The organism is Bacillus sp. N13C7, from assembly GCF_026790065.1.
In the GTDB taxonomy this organism is placed as follows: Bacteria; Bacillota; Bacilli; order Bacillales; family Bacillaceae; genus Bacillus.
On the sequence record NZ_JALAMO010000007.1, the window covers coordinates 342,671 to 360,069 of the forward strand.

General features: G+C 43.9%; 15 protein-coding genes and 1 pseudogene. 15 read left to right on the forward strand and 1 reads right to left on the reverse strand.

Going from position 1 to position 17,399, the window contains the following annotated elements; genetic code table 11:
• Positions 1–212: 212 nt before the first annotated feature.
• Positions 213–965 (reverse strand): C39 family peptidase, encoded by a 753-nt coding sequence (locus tag MOB98_RS09865; RefSeq protein ID WP_268358206.1) that lies wholly within the window; start codon positions 963–965, stop codon positions 213–215.
• A 249-nt stretch (positions 966–1,214) separates the two neighbouring features.
• On the opposite strand from MOB98_RS09865, the gene MOB98_RS09870 reads away from it, so the two are divergent.
• The 15 genes and pseudogenes from MOB98_RS09870 (at position 1,215) to trxB (ending at position 17,326) form a co-directional block, all read left to right on the forward strand.
• Entirely contained in the window at positions 1,215–2,390 is a 1,176-nt protein-coding gene (locus tag MOB98_RS09870; protein WP_268358205.1) for an ATP phosphoribosyltransferase regulatory subunit, read from the forward strand.
• Complete coding sequence (gene hisG, locus MOB98_RS09875; RefSeq protein ID WP_268358204.1) at positions 2,383–3,024, forward strand: ATP phosphoribosyltransferase; 642 nt, start codon at positions 2,383–2,385, stop codon at positions 3,022–3,024. Before MOB98_RS09870 ends, hisG begins: the two co-directional genes overlap by 8 nt.
• Positions 3,021–4,304: a histidinol dehydrogenase gene (gene hisD, locus MOB98_RS09880; RefSeq protein WP_268358202.1), complete on the forward strand. Its 1,284-nt coding sequence runs from the start codon at positions 3,021–3,023 to the stop codon at positions 4,302–4,304. Before hisG ends, hisD begins: the two co-directional genes overlap by 4 nt.
• On the forward strand, positions 4,301–4,885 hold the full coding sequence (gene hisB, locus MOB98_RS09885; RefSeq protein WP_106019624.1) for an imidazoleglycerol-phosphate dehydratase HisB: 585 nt from the start codon (positions 4,301–4,303) through the stop codon (positions 4,883–4,885). Before hisD ends, hisB begins: the two co-directional genes overlap by 4 nt.
• Positions 4,886–5,524, forward strand: coding sequence for an imidazole glycerol phosphate synthase subunit HisH (hisH, locus tag MOB98_RS09890; RefSeq protein WP_268358201.1), 639 nt, complete (start codon positions 4,886–4,888; stop codon positions 5,522–5,524).
• Positions 5,521–6,258: a 1-(5-phosphoribosyl)-5-[(5-phosphoribosylamino)methylideneamino]imidazole-4-carboxamide isomerase gene (gene hisA / locus MOB98_RS09895; protein ID WP_268358199.1), complete on the forward strand. Its 738-nt coding sequence runs from the start codon at positions 5,521–5,523 to the stop codon at positions 6,256–6,258. The genes hisH and hisA overlap by 4 nt, the downstream gene beginning before the upstream one ends.
• On the forward strand, positions 6,255–7,013 hold the full coding sequence (hisF, locus tag MOB98_RS09900; protein WP_268358197.1) for an imidazole glycerol phosphate synthase subunit HisF: 759 nt from the start codon (positions 6,255–6,257) through the stop codon (positions 7,011–7,013). The genes hisA and hisF overlap by 4 nt, the downstream gene beginning before the upstream one ends.
• Positions 7,010–7,639 (forward strand): bifunctional phosphoribosyl-AMP cyclohydrolase/phosphoribosyl-ATP diphosphatase HisIE, encoded by a 630-nt coding sequence (hisIE, locus tag MOB98_RS09905; RefSeq protein WP_268358196.1) that lies wholly within the window; start codon positions 7,010–7,012, stop codon positions 7,637–7,639. Before hisF ends, hisIE begins: the two co-directional genes overlap by 4 nt.
• Positions 7,640–7,886: 247 nt before the next feature.
• Complete coding sequence (locus MOB98_RS09910) at positions 7,887–8,600, forward strand: lipoprotein YvcA (protein ID WP_268358195.1); 714 nt, start codon at positions 7,887–7,889, stop codon at positions 8,598–8,600.
• Positions 8,590–10,470: pseudogene (locus MOB98_RS09915) on the forward strand (DUF6792 domain-containing protein). The gene MOB98_RS09910 and the pseudogene MOB98_RS09915 overlap by 11 nt, the downstream one beginning before the upstream one ends.
• A 14-nt stretch (positions 10,471–10,484) precedes the next feature.
• Complete coding sequence (locus MOB98_RS09920) at positions 10,485–10,844, forward strand: hypothetical protein (RefSeq protein ID WP_268358194.1); 360 nt, start codon at positions 10,485–10,487, stop codon at positions 10,842–10,844.
• A gap of 167 nt (positions 10,845–11,011) precedes the next feature.
• On the forward strand, positions 11,012–12,781 hold the full coding sequence (bmrA, locus tag MOB98_RS09925) for a multidrug resistance ABC transporter ATP-binding protein/permease BmrA (RefSeq protein WP_268358192.1): 1,770 nt from the start codon (positions 11,012–11,014) through the stop codon (positions 12,779–12,781).
• 126 nt (positions 12,782–12,907) lie between these two features.
• A complete protein-coding gene (locus tag MOB98_RS09930; RefSeq protein ID WP_268358190.1) occupies positions 12,908–14,362 on the forward strand; it encodes a tetratricopeptide repeat protein in 1,455 nt (484 codons plus the stop codon).
• A gap of 380 nt (positions 14,363–14,742) precedes the next feature.
• Positions 14,743–16,155, forward strand: coding sequence for a peptidoglycan DL-endopeptidase CwlO (gene cwlO, locus MOB98_RS09935; protein ID WP_268358188.1), 1,413 nt, complete (start codon positions 14,743–14,745; stop codon positions 16,153–16,155).
• 220 nt (positions 16,156–16,375) lie between these two features.
• Complete coding sequence (gene trxB / locus MOB98_RS09940; RefSeq protein ID WP_060399565.1) at positions 16,376–17,326, forward strand: thioredoxin-disulfide reductase; 951 nt, start codon at positions 16,376–16,378, stop codon at positions 17,324–17,326.
• The last annotated feature ends 73 nt before the right edge of the window (positions 17,327–17,399 follow it).

Genomic DNA, 17,399 nt, shown 5'->3' on the forward strand with positions numbered 1-17,399 from the left:
CTTCAGCGTCTTGCACCGGCTTCTCTCACATAGATCGGGGCAAGGCTGAATCTGCTTTAATCATAAAAACAGACAGCCTGAAAGTAAAGACAATTTTGGATGATAAATGGAAAATGAATCGATATTACCGATTGAAACAAAAAGCATGAATATTGTCGTATTTGCTCAGGGGAGAGCATAGGGCACTGTAAAAACGAACAGTTTTCAGCCGTTTACTTTTGAATAACGATGGCTTGGCTGCCCATTTGTTCCCACGCTTTTTCAAAGCTCGTTCTGTCGGTTTTTCTGTTTTTGTAGCCATACGGATCATTGAGATAGACATACTTTTCGTCATATCCCGTAACGGCGACACTGTGTTCACTGTACGTGATATCTATTGTTCCGTTTGGCGTTTTCCATGTCTGCATGTTGTCCACTGGCGTAAAGTTGGCGGTCGTAATCACCCAAACAGGATTGCCTTTCTCAAGCTGTGCATAAACAGCGGAAATGCTTTTTCCAGTCAGGTCAGACACTTTGTTGCCGGCGTAGGTTTTCGCCAGCTGATAGATCGGCCCGTGATAGACACCGAGACCCGGGCCATTTGCCATATCCCCGACAAATCCGTCATTCGGATCACCCTTTAATCCGCTGCTGTATGTCAAAGGCACTGTGGCAATCTGGTTTGCCAATGTGTTTTTTGTTACGTCGTATCCCGCGTAATTCAGCACCATCGCAAGGCTTGTTACTTCACAGCCGTTATAGAGCCGAGGCGCGTCCATCTGGTTATAAAGGATGACATCCAGCGGTTCGGCGCTTCCCTTCAGCTCCTTTTTGCTGTTCGCAGCTGAGTCTGTATCGCTATCAGAAACCACTTTTTTAAGGCTGTTCAAAAAAGGAATATCTATATCTTTTGCATCTATTTTAAGTCCGAAAAAAATAACGCCTGAAAGAATCATCAGGACACATAGAGTTCGCAGTGTTTTCATCTTTATCTCCTTGTTCTCTATTTGATTTGTATTATAGCATGCTAAACATAAAGAATTTGAGATATTACGCACCTTTAATACATTATTCATGATTTTTTCATAATGAGGAGAAGGATATTTGTACTAAAAAAATCCTGACTGAAGGTAAGCATTGATTTTCGCTCTTTCATCTGCTAACATATTATCATATTAGCGAACTAAAGGATTCGGAATTTTCCTTCAAACACTGCAACGGAGGTGCTCGGGTTGATGTTTATGTTTGAAAAACCGCACGGCATGAGAGATACACTGCCCGGTTTATACGAAACGAAAAAAAAGGTGAGACAATCGTTAACCGATTTGATCGATAAATGGGGATATCAATTTATGGAAACGCCGACACTGGAGTTTTACGATACCGTTGGCGTGCAGTCAGCAATTGAAGAGCAGCAGCTGTTTAAGCTTCTTGATCAGGACGGCAAGACATTGGTGCTTCGCCCGGATATGACAGGACCGATTGCAAGGGTAGCGGCATCAAAGCTTCTGAAACACGATCATCCGCTTAGAGTCGGCTATGCGGCAAATGTGTTCAGGGCTCAGGAACGCGAAGGCGGACGTCCCGCCGAATTCGAGCAGGTCGGAGTGGAATTAATCGGTGACGGCACGACAAGCGCGGATGCGGAGGTCATTGCTTTAGTAATCGGTGCGTTAAAAAACGCCGGGCTGGCTTCCTTTAAGATTGCTATCGGCCATGCCGGCATTGCGGATGCCCTGTTTGTTGAGGTGCTTGGAAACGTTGAACGCGCTGATGTGCTGCGGCGGTTTTTATATGAGAAGAACTACGTTGGCTACAGAGAACATGTCAAGTCTCTCCCGCTTTCCTCCATTGATCAAAGCAGGCTGCTTGAGCTTCTTGAACTGAGGGGCGGCATAGAAGTTTGCGGGCGTGCTGAGGAAATCGTCGATTCTGCACAAGGAAAAAGCGTGGTTGATGAGCTGAAGGCGCTGTGGGGCATTCTCGAGGATTATAGATGTACGGAAAATGTCCGTCTTGATCTGAATATGGTCAGTCACATGAGCTATTACACAGGGATTTTATTTGAGGTGTACGCGGAAAATGTCGGCTTTGTCATTGGAAGCGGCGGCCGTTACAACAAGCTTCTGGGCCATTTTGATTCACCCGCACCGGCGACAGGCTTTGGGCTTCGGATCGACCGGCTGATTGAAGCACTTCATTTGAAAGACGAACCTTGTGACATTGACGCTGTTATTTTCAGCAAAGAGCAGCGGGCGCAAGCCATCGCTTATGCGAATGAAGAACGTATGAAAGGGAACAAAGTGGTTCTTCAAGATTTATCTGGAATTAAAAATATCGATCAGATGACAAAATCTTTTGCAAACGTCACCTATTTTATCGGTGCCAGAAAGGAAGAGCAAAATGGGTAAGTTACTCACAATGGCGATGCCGAAGGGCCGGATATTTGAAGAAGCGGCAGGGCTGCTGCGGCAGGCGGGCTACAAGCTCCCAGAGGAGTTTGAAGATTCGAGGAAACTGATCATCGATGTCCCGGAGGAAAATCTCCGTTTCATTTTAGCGAAGCCGATGGATGTGACCACATATGTGGAGCATGGCGTGGCAGACGTCGGAATTGCGGGTAAGGATGTCATGCTTGAGGAGGAGCGCGATGTGTATGAGGTGCTGGATTTGAAAATCAGCAAATGCCACTTGGCAGTCGCCGGACTTCCCAATGCAGACTGGAGCGGCGTAGCGCCGAGAATCGCGACAAAGTATCCGAATGTGGCTTCCAGTTATTTCAGGGAGCAGGGAGAACAAGTCGAAATCATTAAGCTCAACGGGTCAATCGAGCTGGCTCCGCTTATTGGGCTTGCGGACCGAATTGTGGACATCGTTTCCACGGGACAGACGCTGAGAGAAAACGGGCTTGTTGAAACGGAGCACATTTGTGACATTACGTCCCGCTTTATCGTGAATCCGGTAAGCTATCGCATGAAAGACGATGTAATAGACGAAATGGCATCCCGTTTATCTCTTGTTGTGGAAGGAGAAACGGCAAAATGAAGATCAAAACCATCAGCAGTGCAGAACGGCTTTCTCTCAAGCGATCCATTGATGCCGGAACGGAAGAGCAAAGAAAAACGGTCCGGTCCATTATTGAAGATGTTAAAGCAAATGGTGATCAAGCGGTTCGCAGCTACACGGCGACATTTGACGGTATCGAAATCGACAGCCCGCTGGTCACAAAAGAAGAAATTGAGAAAGCATATACCTTGCTGGATTCACAGCTCCTTCAGGTGATTAGGCAGGCAATCAAAAATATTCGGGAATATCACGAGAGACAGATGCAATCCTCCTGGTTTTATCACAGAAAGGACGGCACAATGCTGGGGCAGAAAGTGACGGCGCTTGATTCCGCCGGCGTATATGTGCCGGGGGGAACGGCGGCATACCCTTCCTCTGTTTTGATGAATGTCATTCCGGCACTCGTAGCGGGTGTGGAAAGAATCGTGCTTGTGACGCCTCCGGGAAAAGACGGACAGCTGTCCCCCGGGGTTTTAGTCGCCGCTGCCGAGCTAGGCATAAAAGACATGTACAAAATGGGCGGCGCCCAAGCGATTGCAGCACTTGCATACGGAACCGAAACCATTGAGCCGGTGGATAAAATCACAGGGCCGGGCAATATTTATGTCGCGCTTGCCAAACGAGAGGTGTTCGGTGATGTCGATATCGATATGATTGCCGGACCGAGTGAAATCGTCGTGCTGGCAGATGAAACAGCGATTCCGCGTGAAATTGCGGCCGATCTGCTGTCACAGGCGGAACACGATAAGCTCAGCTCATGTGTGTTGGTCACAGATTCGATGACGCTGGCCGAGGCGGTATCAGCAGAAATAAACGAGCAGCTGAAAACCTTGCCCCGAAGAGAAATAGCAGAAGCTGCAGTGAGCGATTACGGTTGTATCTATGTGGCGGAAACAATGGAAGAAGCCATTGATACGGTCAATACGCTCGCACCGGAGCATTTAGAAATTATCACACAGTCTCCCGAAGCTTTGCTTGGCAGAGTCAAACATGCGGGTGCGATTTTCTTAGGAAGATATAGCCCTGAGCCTGTCGGCGATTATTTTGCCGGACCGAACCATGTGCTTCCGACTAACGGAACAGCCAGATTTTCAAGTCCATTAAACGTAACGGATTTTCAAAAGAAATCGAGCATTATTTCTTACAGTCAATCAGCCTTTGAAGAACATGCCGAAAGCATTGCGGCATTTGCCAGACTTGAAGGATTAGAAGCGCATGCCAGATCAATCGAAGCGAGAGAACGGAGGAATTCAAAATGAGAAAAGCGGAGCGCGCCAGAAAAACAAACGAAACAGATATTGAGCTGGCATTCGCCATAGACGGCGAGGGGCAAGCGGATATCAAAACAGACGTGCCGTTTATGACACACATGCTGGATTTATTTACGAAACACGGGCAATTTGATCTTTCCATTAACGCGAAAGGCGATGTTGATATAGATGATCACCACACGACTGAAGATATCGGCATTTGCTTAGGTCAGGCGCTGCTTGAAGCCTTAGGCGATAAAAAAGGAATTAAACGCTACGGATCAGCGTTTGTTCCGATGGATGAGGCGCTTGCTCAGGTTGTGATTGATTTAAGCAACCGGCCGCACTTAGAAATGCGCGCGGACTTCCCGGCAGCTAAAGTCGGAACATTTGATACGGAGCTTGTACATGAATTTTTGTGGAAGCTGGCGCTTGAAGCGCGGATGAACCTGCACGTCATCGTTCATTACGGAACAAACACGCACCACATGATTGAAGCTGTTTTTAAAGCGCTGGGACGTGCGCTTGATGAAGCGACAACGATCGATCCGCGTGTTAAAGGAATCCCGTCAACGAAAGGGATGCTGTAAATGATTGGCGTGATAGATTACGGAATGGGCAATTTATACAGTGTCTCAAAGGCGCTTGAGCGTGTCGGCGTACCGTACTTTGTTTCTGAAAAGCCGGGGGAGCTGAGAAAAGCCGATGCCTTCATTTTGCCGGGGGTCGGTTCATTTGGAGACGCTATGGACAATTTGCGCCATGCGAAGCTGGATCAATTAATTCACGATATGGTCTCAGAGGGAAGGCTGCTTCTCGGGATCTGCCTCGGCATGCAGCTTTTATTTGATAAAAGCGAAGAAAACGGCACCGCGTCAGGACTCGGGCTGTTAAAAGGAAAAGCGGTCAGGCTGAAAGCGGAAGATGAGAAAGGAAACAAGCTGAAGGTTCCGCATATGGGCTGGAACCGACTTTCCTTTCATAATGAATCTCCGCTGCTGGCTGAAACAGAGGAAGGGTACGCTTATTTCGTACATTCTTATTACATTGACGGGATGCAGGAGAACGCACTTTTGGCAAGCGCTGATTATGGTGTGCAAGTGCCTGCTGTAGTCGGAAAAGGGAACGTCTTTGGCGCCCAATTTCACCCGGAAAAAAGCAGCACGGTCGGAATGTCCATCTTAACCCAATTCACGAAAATGGCAGCAGAACAGAAGGTGAAAAAATGAGTGCTTTTACATTATATCCGGCAATAGATATGAGAAACGGCAAATGTGTCCGTCTTGTCCAAGGAGATTATAATAAGGAAACCATTTACGGCGACTCACCGTACGACATGGCCGCATTATTTGCGGGTGAGGGTGCCGAATGGCTCCATCTCGTTGATCTCGACGGAGCCAAAGAAGGGAAAAGAGTAAATGACCGCCATGTGTTTGAGATTGCGCAAAAGCTGGATCTGAAAGTTGAGATCGGCGGCGGGATCCGTTCCGAAAAAGACGTCTATGAATACTTATCAGGCGGAGTTGATCGGGTGATCCTGGGGAGCTCAGCTGTCTCTAACCCACCGTTTGTAAAAAAAATGCTGAAACAATATGGCGAGAAAATTGCAATCGGACTGGACGCGAGAAACGGCTTTGTTTCAACAGAAGGATGGCTGGAAACATCAACTCTTAAGGCAACCGAACTAGGCAAAGAGCTTGCCAATGAAGGTGCGGAAGTCTTTATTTTTACTGACATCGCGACAGACGGAATGCTGTCAGGCCCCAATATTGAAAGCACTGTCGAGCTTGCGAAGGAAACGGGGAAATCTGTGATCGCTTCCGGCGGAGTCAGCTCCGTCGTGGAGCTCGAAGCCCTCGCCCGCTATCAGGCGGACGGCGTTTCTGGAGCGATCATCGGAAAAGCGCTGTATACCAATCAGTTTACGCTGAGCGAGGCGCTTGAAAGGGTGAAGCGGAATTGATTACAAAACGGATTATTCCATGTCTTGATGTTAAAGAAGGACGCGTTGTCAAAGGAATTCAATTTCTTGAATTGATGGATGCCGGTGACCCAGTTGAACTGGCGGAAGTGTACGACCAGGAAGGCGCGGATGAACTCGTTTTTCTTGATATTTCTGCCTCGCATGAAGGACGCAAAACGATGGTTGACGTTGTGGAGCAGGTTGCCGCGAAGCTCGCGATTCCGTTTACAGTCGGCGGCGGCATCAATCAGCTTAGCGATATGAAAACGATTCTGCGTGCCGGAGCGGACAAAGTGTCGGTGAACACGGCAGCTGTTCTCCGCCCTGAGCTGATTACAGAAGGAGCCGAGTTTTTCGGTTCCCAGTGCATCGTTCTTGCCATCGATGCCAAGTATGACGAAGAATCTGACACATATAAGGTCTACACGCACGGCGGCAGAAAGAAAACAGATTGGGAAGTCACAAGATGGGCAAAAGAAGGCGTCAAACGCGGAGCCGGAGAAATATTGCTGACGAGCATGGACGCTGACGGTGAGAAAAAAGGGTTTGACCACAGGCTGACAAAGCTTATTTCTGAAGCTGTTCCTGTGCCGGTTATTGCCTCAGGAGGCGCGGGTAACGCACAGCATATGCTTGAGGCTTTTACAAAAGGAGAAGCCGACGCCGCACTGGCTGCCTCTATTTTTCATTATAAAGAAACATCAATTAAAGAAGTGAAATCATACTTGAAAGATCACGGGGTGAATGTGAGATGAAGCAGGCGGATGAATTGCGTTTTAACGAGGACGGATTAATTCCTGCCATCGTGCAGGATGCGGCAAACAAAGAAGTGCTGACACTTGCCTATATGAATAAGGAATCGTATGAAAAAACGTTGGAAACGAAAGAAACATGGTTTTACAGCCGCTCGCGCCAAGCGTTATGGCATAAAGGTGAAACGTCAGGCAACACACAAGCCGTCAAGGGTATCCGGTATGACTGCGACCAGGACGCGCTGATTGTGCTCGTAGAACCGTCTGGCCCGGCTTGCCACACTGGCAGTTACAGCTGTTTTACAAAGGACCAAACAGAAGAACAGGCTGCGGGCCGGTTCGACATCATCAACGAACTGGAGCGCGTCATCGCGGAACGCCAAGCGGAAATGCCTGAAGGTGCTTACACCACTTACCTTTTCCGAGAAGGCGTTGATAAGATTTTGAAAAAAGTCGGTGAAGAAGCTTCTGAAGTCATCATCGCCGCGAAAAACCGAGACCACGAGGAACTCAAATGGGAAGCGGCAGATCTGCTTTATCACCTGCTTGTCCTGCTCAGGGAGCAAGCTCTGCCGCTGGATGATGTGCTTGACGTATTGAAAAAACGCCATTTTGAAAAGGAAGAGTAAAAGAGCCGGATGATAACGGCTCTTTTTTTTGCGTGAAGATAGTATTGGGTATTTAGAAGTGTATGCGGTGTTTTGCATAATTAGTAAATAAAAGAAGAGTAAAACCAAGTCAGATTTCCTATTTATCCAAATTCCGCCATGTTGCAACATGGAAAAGGATAAATGAATCACCCGCTAACCAGGCCAATAGAATTATTTTTAGGATGAAAATAGAATACTATTCTCACAAAACCCATGGAGGTTCGTAATGAAAAAGATCATCTTTATATGCTTCAGCTTATTACTTGCCCTGACAGGAGGATGCAGTATGAACGACAATGAAAAAAACAACACAAATGACAATAAAACAGAAGCCGTAAAACCAAAAGACATGGATCCAAAAGACCTGCCGCAGGTTTCGGCGTTTCAGGACGAGAAAACGAGAGAGTACATGGTGTCAACGAAAGAAGAGGAGCCTGGGTACTATTTGCTTGAGTCTAAGCTGAAGGGGTTTAGGATGTTGTTTCCAGAGGATGGAGAGTATTCCGACTCTGAAACTTCAAAGACAAACGAGTCACTGTTTTTCGACAGTATTAATAATAAAACGAATATAGTAATGAATGCTTCAGTAAAGTTCTATCAAAATGAATCATTTATAAACAACCCGGAGACCATGTTGGATATTGTTAGCGGTAAAAATGATTACAAAGGTAAATTTGAAAAAGTAGAAGCAAAGGATAAGGATATTTATTTTGCTTCAAAACAAGAAAACTTTGACAACAAAGAGAATCCTTCTTATATCTATCTTGGTTATATAAAATCAAAGAAACAAGATTATTTAGGGATGGAATATTCTTTTATGTTTAGCTGCTCAGCAAATGCACAGACATGTAAGTTAAATCCAAAAGGCTATGAAGAAAAGGTTAAAAAAATATTAAACTCTGTTACTTTCCATTTAGAGGAGAGGGAAGATGGGAAATAAAAATATTTTTGAAAATGAAAATATAAAACTGCGTATTATAAATTTAGAATACAGTTATAAACAGAAATTCGCTTCTTCCGATCCCAAAGAAATACAAGAAGCTAAGAAAGACTTTGAAGAAGACATTCGAAGAATTTATGGAAACTCATCAAGAACTCACACAAAATATTGAAATTTATACATCTAAAGAGCTTGTACGCCAGAATGAAGAATCTGGTTATGATGGTACTGCTATTCATATTGTAGATAAAAAGCACGAAGTGAATCAGTTGCAAATTATTTCTGAAGGTAGCGCAGATAATAAAGACTGGACTTATAACTTTTTTGGATTGTTTCTTGGAATGGATGACAGCCAATATAATGCAACAAAAGAGTTTACTAGAGAAGCCAAAAAGAAAGCTGGCAAGGATGAAAGTTTAAAAACGTATAGTATGGGGCATTCACTTGCCAATAATAATCAAGTAATGGTGCAATTAATAGATGGGGAATATGATGAGGTTTATGGAGTGAACGGAGCTCAAATAAGTGTAGATCACTTATTAAAAGCAGATGATTATTTAAGGTACACAATGATTAAGAAGTTCAAAGTGAATACATTTAAAGAGTTAAATTCAATTCCAAAAGATGACCTTAAAAAAGCCATCACCCAATACTACAAAGACAAAGGTGTCACAACAAACATCACTCAGCGAATCTCAAAGGATGACCCGCTGTACGGATCGAGCGGCAAGGCAGATTTTATTACATTCGGTGAAGTGAAGATGGCAGATACAAACACAAGTGTAAAGGGCATCCGTAACATTATGGATGGGATCCCAGATGAAGACGTGAGGTCAATTCAAAAATTCCTTCAAAAGTATAAGGATGACTATGAAAGAGACGGCTTGAACGGTTTTATAAAGGCTGCCAGCGGGATAGACATAGACCTGATTGAAGAAGTGAAAAATACAGACGGCGCTTTAAAGAAAGTAAGTGTCCTATATGAGAATTTTGATGATGTCAAGCAAATGTATGTCCGAATAAAAGAGGAACTCCCATCGTTTTTAGGTTTTCTTCATACCTTGTTGAGAAACAGCGGACCGGTCGTAGATCAGTTAGCCGAAAATGGGTATATTGATGAAACCCAAAAGATAGTGATCAAAAAAGAAGTAACGAATATTAATGCGAGTATGCGAGGCATAGAATCACGGTACGAACATTTCATTGACCATCTAAAGCATGGTCAATTTATGCAAGCTTTAAAAGACGTTGGTGAAATAGTGGACTATGTTAAATCCATCTTGTCCTCGTTGAAAACACTCGACACAGAAACAAAAGACGCATTAAAACTCATCGTTGACGGCCACAGCATCGTTCAAATGCTGAACGCTTTATCAAAGGAAAAAGGCTTTAGCTATAAAGGCTCCGATATTTACTTTACAGGAAAGAGCGGCTCGGGAGAAACGATTCAAGTCAATCTCTCATCCGCTGTGAGAATCTATCAGAACGGTATGAAAATCGTTGAAGATATGGAAGATGCGATTTTTAAGTACCAGAAGGTTTACAGTCAGGAAATCGATGAAGACTTTGTAAATAAAAAACAGGCGATCATCGCGGCTATTCATCATATGGAAGAAAATCCTTCACACTATGCCTTCGATCTTCAATTCCGGCTTGCGTCCGGTTTCAGCCACACATTCGATAATTGGAGAAAATCTCAGTTCATGAATCGCTCCACACAGGTGCGCTCCCTGCTAATGATGGAATTGTTGCTGAATTAAAAAAACAGGCAACAGAAAAAAGAGATTTCATCAAAAACATCCGCGAGAGTATTGAAAAGCTGTTTGAAAAAGAAGAAATGATTTCTCAGTTATTTGATTTTCAGCCTTAGGAGGAATATGAAGAGTGACTTCCTTATTTTCAGAAAGTGAAACAGAAATTGTATCAACCACCTATATGTTTCTTACCCAAGACGAAATGAAGGGTAAAGCAGGCGCCCTCAAAAAAACGATCAACGACATTCTCAGCCTGACAAAGAAATTTGAGTCTTCGCTAAAAGAGGAAATCAAAGGGCAAAAAGGGTTGATTGTAAAAAAAATAAAAAAAGAGCTTGAGTCTAATAGCGAAAAACGAAAAGCTGCACTTCAAATGATAAAAGAAGAGCATACTGCGAAAGTTGACCGATATAAAATGATGATTGAAGACCTGCGAAAGCAGGATGTGACATTGACTTACAGAAAAAAGAAGCCTATGAAAGATATCTAAAATAAAAATCTCCTATTTCAAACAATGAGTAGGAGATTTTTATTTTCATCACGGCAAAAATATACTGAAAAAGTCTCTCGCCATTGATATGATTGAGAAAGAGTAAAAATCATCCTTTTGATATGCCATTTTCACCTTTCTGAATGCTGAAACAGGAGGAAAAATATATGCCTACTCAGAAACAAAAATCAAAAAGTAAATGGAAACCTTTTTTTGCATTAGTCAAGCAGACCAATCCTTCTTATGGAAAGCTTGCCTTTGCGCTGATACTCAGTATTGTGACCACACTGGTCAGCCTGCTGATTCCATTATTAACGAAGCAGCTTGTTGATGGATTTTCAATGTCAGCTCTGTCAGGGACACAAATCGGGCTGATTGCGCTTGTTTTTCTCGTTCAAGCGGGTTTAAGCGCCTATGCCACCTATGCGCTTAATTATAATGGACAAAAAATCATCTCCGGGCTGCGGGATTTATTATGGAAGAAATTAATTAAGCTCCCTGTCTCCTATTTCGACACAAACGCTTCGGGAGAAACTGTCAGCCGGATAACGAATGATACGATGGTGGTCAAAGAACTGATTACAACCCATATCAGCGGATTTATTACAGGTATCATTTCTGTCATCGGATCCCTATCTATCTTGTTTATTATGAACTGGAAGCTGACACTGCTTGTTTTGGTGGTCGTACCGCTGGCTGCTCTTATCTTGGTGCCGATTGGACGGAAAATGTTCACCATTTCACGGGAAACGCAAGATGAAACAGCCCGTTTTACTGGCCTGCTGAATCAAATTCTTCCGGAAATCAGACTCGTCAAGGCTTCAAATGCGGAGGATGTTGAATATGGGCGCGGGAAGCTAGGGATTTCTTCATTATTTAAACTTGGAGTTCGTGAAGCAAAGGTTCAGTCACTTGTCGGCCCGCTCATCTCACTAGTATTAATGGCAGCTCTCGTGGCTGTCATCGGATACGGAGGCATGCAGGTCTCATCAGGTGAGCTCACCGCCGGAGCGCTTGTGGCTTTTATTTTATATTTGTTTCAAATTATTATGCCGATGGGCCAAATCACAACGTTCTTCACACAGCTGCAAAAATCAATCGGTGCAACAGAACGGATGATTGAGATTTTGGCAGAGGAAGAGGAAGATACAGTTACAGGAAAACAAATTGAAAACGCACATCTGCCTATTCAGCTTGACCATGTATCTTTTGGCTATAAGTCTGATCAGCTGATCTTGAAAGAGATCAGCGCTGTCATTGAGGCAGGGAAAGTAACAGCCATTGTCGGTCCGAGCGGCGGCGGGAAAACGACGCTGTTTAAGCTGCTTGAACGTTTTTATTCGCCGACTGCAGGGACCATTCGGCTGGGGGACGAGCCGATTGAAACTTATTCACTTGAATCGTGGCGGGAGCACATTGGGTATGTATCACAGGAGAGCCCGTTAATGTCGGGAACGATCAGAGAAAACATTTGCTACGGGTTAGAACGAGATGTAACAGATGCTGAGATCGAAAAAGCCGCGGAGATGGCATATGCGCTCAATTTCATAAAGGAGCTGCCGGATCAGCTTGACACAGAAGTGGGCGAACGCGGCATTATGCTGTCAGGCGGACAGCGGCAAAGAATCGCGATTGCGAGAGCGCTTCTCCGTGATCCGAGCATACTTATGTTGGATGAAGCTACCTCAAGTCTCGACAGCCAATCTGAAAAATCAGTCCAGCAGGCGCTTGAGGTGCTGATGAAGGGACGCACTACGATTGTCATCGCTCATCGCTTATCTACCGTTGTAGACGCGGACCAGCTTTTGTTTGTTGAAAAAGGAGAAATTACCGGACGGGGCACACACCATGAATTAATGGCTTCCCATGATCTTTATAGGGATTTTGCTGAACAGCAGCTGAAAATGAACGCGGATTTAGAAAACAAAGCCGGGTAATTTTTGGTCGAATCAGCCAATAAAAAAAGAGGAGGGATTTTCCCAATCCTTCCTTTTGAACTATTGAGGGGCTTACGATTTATGGTATACTACTGACGGTAATATTGTATAAAACGGAGGGTAGTTGTGGGAAAACACACTTCTGAACATAAAAATCACGCACAAATTGTCCAGCTGCTTCAAGATGGACAATATTTTTTTCATAAAGGCTTGAAAGCGTATAAAGAGCGCAATCTGAAACGGGCAAGCAAACTGATTCAGCGCGCGGTTCATTTGGAGCCGGAAGATTCAGAGATGCTGTCACAGCTTGCGGTCATTTATTCAGAAATGGGCCAGTATCAAGAGTCGAATGATCTTCTTGATTATATTATGGCAAATCTGGAGGCCGAAATGCCGGAGTGCCATTATTTTAAAGCGAATAACTTTGCCCATTTGGGACTCTTTCAAGAAGCTTATAAAGAAGCGGCCGCTTATGCAGATGCGGATCCGGACGGTGAATTCGCTGAAGAAAATGATAGTCTGCTTGAATTGCTCGATCTAGGGGACGACGGCCTTGAGGATTCGTTGTATGATCAGGATGAATTGCTGATGAAGCAGGATCAGGCAAAGTCACTGCTTGAAAGCGGCCAGCTTGCTGAAGCAGTTGCGGCGCTGGAGGAAATCACAGCCGATTATCCAGAGCTTTGGTCAGCATACAATAATCTGGCGCTTGCCTATTTCTATTCAGGCAACATTGTAAAAGCGAAGCAAACCGCCTACCAAGTGCTCAGTCATAATGAAGGGAATCTTCACGCCTTATGCAATCTTCTCGTTTTCTACTATTATGAAAGGGAAGATGAAAAAGTGGCTGAATTGAGTGATCAGCTGTCTAATGTATATCCGATGCTATTGGAACAGCGCTATAAACTGGGGGCCACTTTGGCTCTTGTCGGCCGTTATGAGATCGGATATAAATGGCTCAAATCACTATATAAAGCCGGCTTTGAAGGCGACGACACATTCTTTTACTGGCTCTCGTGCTCAGCTTATTTTACGGGACATACTGAATTTGCCGAAACAATATGGAGAAAAGTCGAGTCGCAATACCCCGGAGAAGACCGCCCGGCTCCCTGGATTGAGCGCAGGGAAGCACTTCCTTCATCTGTAGAACAGCGTCTCGCCGCTTATTATATCAGCAGCACAAAGGGAGAAACGGAGCATCTTGAAGCGGTGATACGTTCGAAGAGAATTACCGCTCCATTCGAAAATCACTTTGTTAAGCTGCTTTTGAATGGAGATTCCGCGGCTGCAGACGTTTCAGAGGATGCACGTTTCGCCTATCAAACCGTCAAATTATTAGAGCACGCCGAAAAAGAAGAGATGAAAACAGAAGTCATGAGCTGCTGGGTGTTCCATGTCATCCAGCAAATCCGCGCAGCCGCTCCATTGAAAAATGAGAGAGGCTGGGCAGCGGCAATCTGTTATATCTGGAAAGAAGCTCACGGGAAACATGGCACGAAAAAAGAAACAGCGGCCCGATTCGGCATCTCTCCGGCAACTTTGACGAAATATATGAAATATATTGATGATATTCTAGAATAGAATATTTTGAAGGGTCGATTTGTAGAATCGACTCTTTTTTTGTTTAGTAGATTATATTAAGAAAATAATATCGACAGTTTTTTTATTGATTTAAGAAAAATGACAAACGGTGCGCGGCTTGACATCTGTTTGAAACACAAATGTAATAAAATTTATCGCTAATTTGTCGAAACTTGATGGTATAATGATTCTCGTACATAAGGAATTAGTGTTTTTTACATATGATGTGAAATAAACGCTATACAACCAGAATAAGAGATGCACAGAATAATTAACCATAAACAACCATCATTCCTCGTAGAGTATGAGGAACGAAACTTGATGTTCAAAATACGATTCCAAATGAGAACAGGTTCACAGTAAAAGGGAGGATATAAAAAGTGAGAAAGAGTTTAATTACACTTGGTTTGGCTTCCGTCATCGGGACAAGCAGTTTTTTGATCCCATTTACAAGTAAAACTGCATCGGCGGAAACATTAGATGAAAAGAAACAAAAAATCGAAAGCAAGCAATCTGAGGTTGCTTCCAGCATTGAAGCGAAAGAGAAAGAATTAACCGAGCTTCAGGCAAATCAATCAAAGATTGAAAAAGAACTGAAAGACATTAACGCTAAGGCGCTTGATACAAGCAACAAGATCGAAGATAAAAAAGAAGAAAACGATAAAACAAAAGAAGAAATCAAAAAACTGAAAAAAGAAATTAAAGAGACTGAAGCCCGCATCGAAAAACGCAACGAAATCCTGAAAAAACGCGTTCGTTCTTTACAGGAAAGCGGCGGATCTCAAGGGTACATAGATGTCCTTTTAGGATCAACAAGCTTTGGTGACTTTATCTCTCGCGCGACTGCGGTTTCATCTATTGTGGATGCAGACAAAGATTTAATCAAGCAGCAAGAGCAGGATAAAGCGAAGCTTGAAGATTCTGAAGCGGATTTAAATGACAAGCTGAAAGAAGTTCAAGCTGCATTAGCTAAATTAGAAACAATGCAAAAAGACCTTGATAAACAGCTTGATGAAAAAGACAAGCTTTTCGACGAAGCAAAAGAAAGCCAGAAGAAAACGGCTGCTGCGATTTCTGAATTAAAATCAGAAGCGTCTGAACTTGCAAATCAAAAAGCGGATACTGAAGCTGAACAAGCACGCATCAAAAAAGAACAAGAAGCAGCGGCTGCTTTGATCAAAAAGCAGGAAGAAGCACAAAAAGCATCTGATGAAACACAAACAGATGACAGCCAAACGGCTACAACTGAAACAGCAAAAGCAAGCTCATCTGATGATGATTCTTCAGGCAACTCTTCTAACGGTTCATCAAACAGTTCGTCTAACGGCTCATCTTCTAAGAAGAGCAGCGGCTCAAACAGCAATTCAGGCGGCACTGTTATCAGCAACTCAGGCGGAATTGAAGGTGCAATCAGCGTTGGTTCAAGCATTGTAGGACAATCTCCATACAAATTTGGCGGCGGACGCACTCAGTCTGATATCAACAACCGTATTTTTGACTGCTCATCATTCGTACGCTGGGCATACGCTTCTGCAGGTGTTAACCTTGGACCTGTTGGCGGTACAACAACTGATACGTTAGTTGGCCGAGGACAAGCTGTCAGCGCATCTGAAATGAAACGCGGAGACTTAGTTTTCTTTGACACATATAAAACTAATGGTCACGTTGGCATTTACTTAGGAAACGGTACGTTCCTAAACGACAATACATCTCATGGTGTATCTGTTGACTCTATGAGCAATCCTTACTGGAAAAAAGCATTTAAAGGCGTTGTAAGACGTGTTGTTCAATAATAAATAAGACAAGGGCCTTCTTTGAACAGAAGGCTCTTTCTTTATTAACATATATACCCTTTTGAAATACATTTAATCGTGATTAGAAAAAAATATGAGCAAAAAAATAGCGTATCACCATGAGATTTTATAGGATATGGGTAAGGAATACGTTTGATGGGGATTCTTATCATATAGGAAAGAGCCCAAACTTGAAAAGATGGTTTAAGGAGTGAATAGTGTGTCAGAAGAAAAAATATATGACGTGATTATAATCGGCGCGGGTCCTGCTGGGATGACGGCCGCAGTATACACATCAAGAGCTAATTTATCGACATTAATGATTGAAAGAGGGATTCCAGGCGGTCAAATGGCCAATACGGAGGATGTAGAAAACTATCCTGGATTTGAAAGCATCCTCGGACCTGAGCTTTCTAACAAAATGTTTGAACACGCGAAAAAATTCGGCGCTGAATACGCTTATGGCGATATTAAAGAAGTCGTTGACGGCAAAGAGTACAAAGTGGTCAAAGCCGGTTCAAAAGAATATAAAGCGCGTGCCGTGATCATTGCGGCAGGTGCTGAGTATAAAAAAATCGGCGTGCCTGGCGAAAAAGAATTGGGCGGCCGCGGTGTGTCTTATTGTGCGGTATGTGACGGCGCTTTCTTTAAAGGCAAAGAGCTTGTTGTTGTCGGGGGCGGAGATTCTGCTGTTGAAGAGGGTGTGTATCTGACACGTTTCGCTTCAAAAGTAACGATTGTTCACAGACGTGATAAACTTCGTGCGCAAAGCATTCTTCAAGCGAGAGCATTTGATAATGAAAAAGTTGACTTCCTATGGAACAAAACCGTGAAGGAAATACATGAGGAAAACGGCAAAGTCGGTAGCGTAACGCTTGTCGATACGGTAACCGGTGAAGAAAGTGAATTCAAAACAGACGGCGTATTCATTTACATCGGCATGCTTCCTCTGTCTAAACCGTTTGAAAATCTGGGCATTACGAATGAAGAAGGCTACATCGAAACAAACGACCGCATGGAAACAAAGGTTGAAGGGATTTTCGCTGCCGGAGACATTCGCGAAAAATCACTGCGCCAAATCGTAACGGCTACAGGAGACGGAAGTATTGCGGCACAAAGCGTTCAGCATTATGTCGAAGAGCTCCAAGAAACGCTGAAAACCTTAAAATAAAAAGGCTGTCATACGAGCTTCACATAACGTTACTGGGTTTTAATTCCGCTGTAACACATGTGTAATGCTTTTC

Coding starts and splice junctions, on each gene's coding strand:
- MOB98_RS09865 (WP_268358206.1), bottom strand. CDS start 965: ATGAAAACACTGCGAACTCTATGTGTCCTGATGATTCTTTCAGGCGTT.
- MOB98_RS09870 (WP_268358205.1), top strand. CDS start 1,215: ATGTTTATGTTTGAAAAACCGCACGGCATGAGAGATACACTGCCCGGT.
- hisG (WP_268358204.1), top strand. CDS start 2,383: ATGGGTAAGTTACTCACAATGGCGATGCCGAAGGGCCGGATATTTGAA.
- hisD (WP_268358202.1), top strand. CDS start 3,021: ATGAAGATCAAAACCATCAGCAGTGCAGAACGGCTTTCTCTCAAGCGA.
- hisB (WP_106019624.1), top strand. CDS start 4,301: ATGAGAAAAGCGGAGCGCGCCAGAAAAACAAACGAAACAGATATTGAG.
- hisH (WP_268358201.1), top strand. CDS start 4,886: ATGATTGGCGTGATAGATTACGGAATGGGCAATTTATACAGTGTCTCA.
- hisA (WP_268358199.1), top strand. CDS start 5,521: ATGAGTGCTTTTACATTATATCCGGCAATAGATATGAGAAACGGCAAA.
- hisIE (WP_268358196.1), top strand. CDS start 7,010: ATGAAGCAGGCGGATGAATTGCGTTTTAACGAGGACGGATTAATTCCT.
- MOB98_RS09910 (WP_268358195.1), top strand. CDS start 7,887: ATGAAAAAGATCATCTTTATATGCTTCAGCTTATTACTTGCCCTGACA.
- bmrA (WP_268358192.1), top strand. CDS start 11,012: ATGCCTACTCAGAAACAAAAATCAAAAAGTAAATGGAAACCTTTTTTT.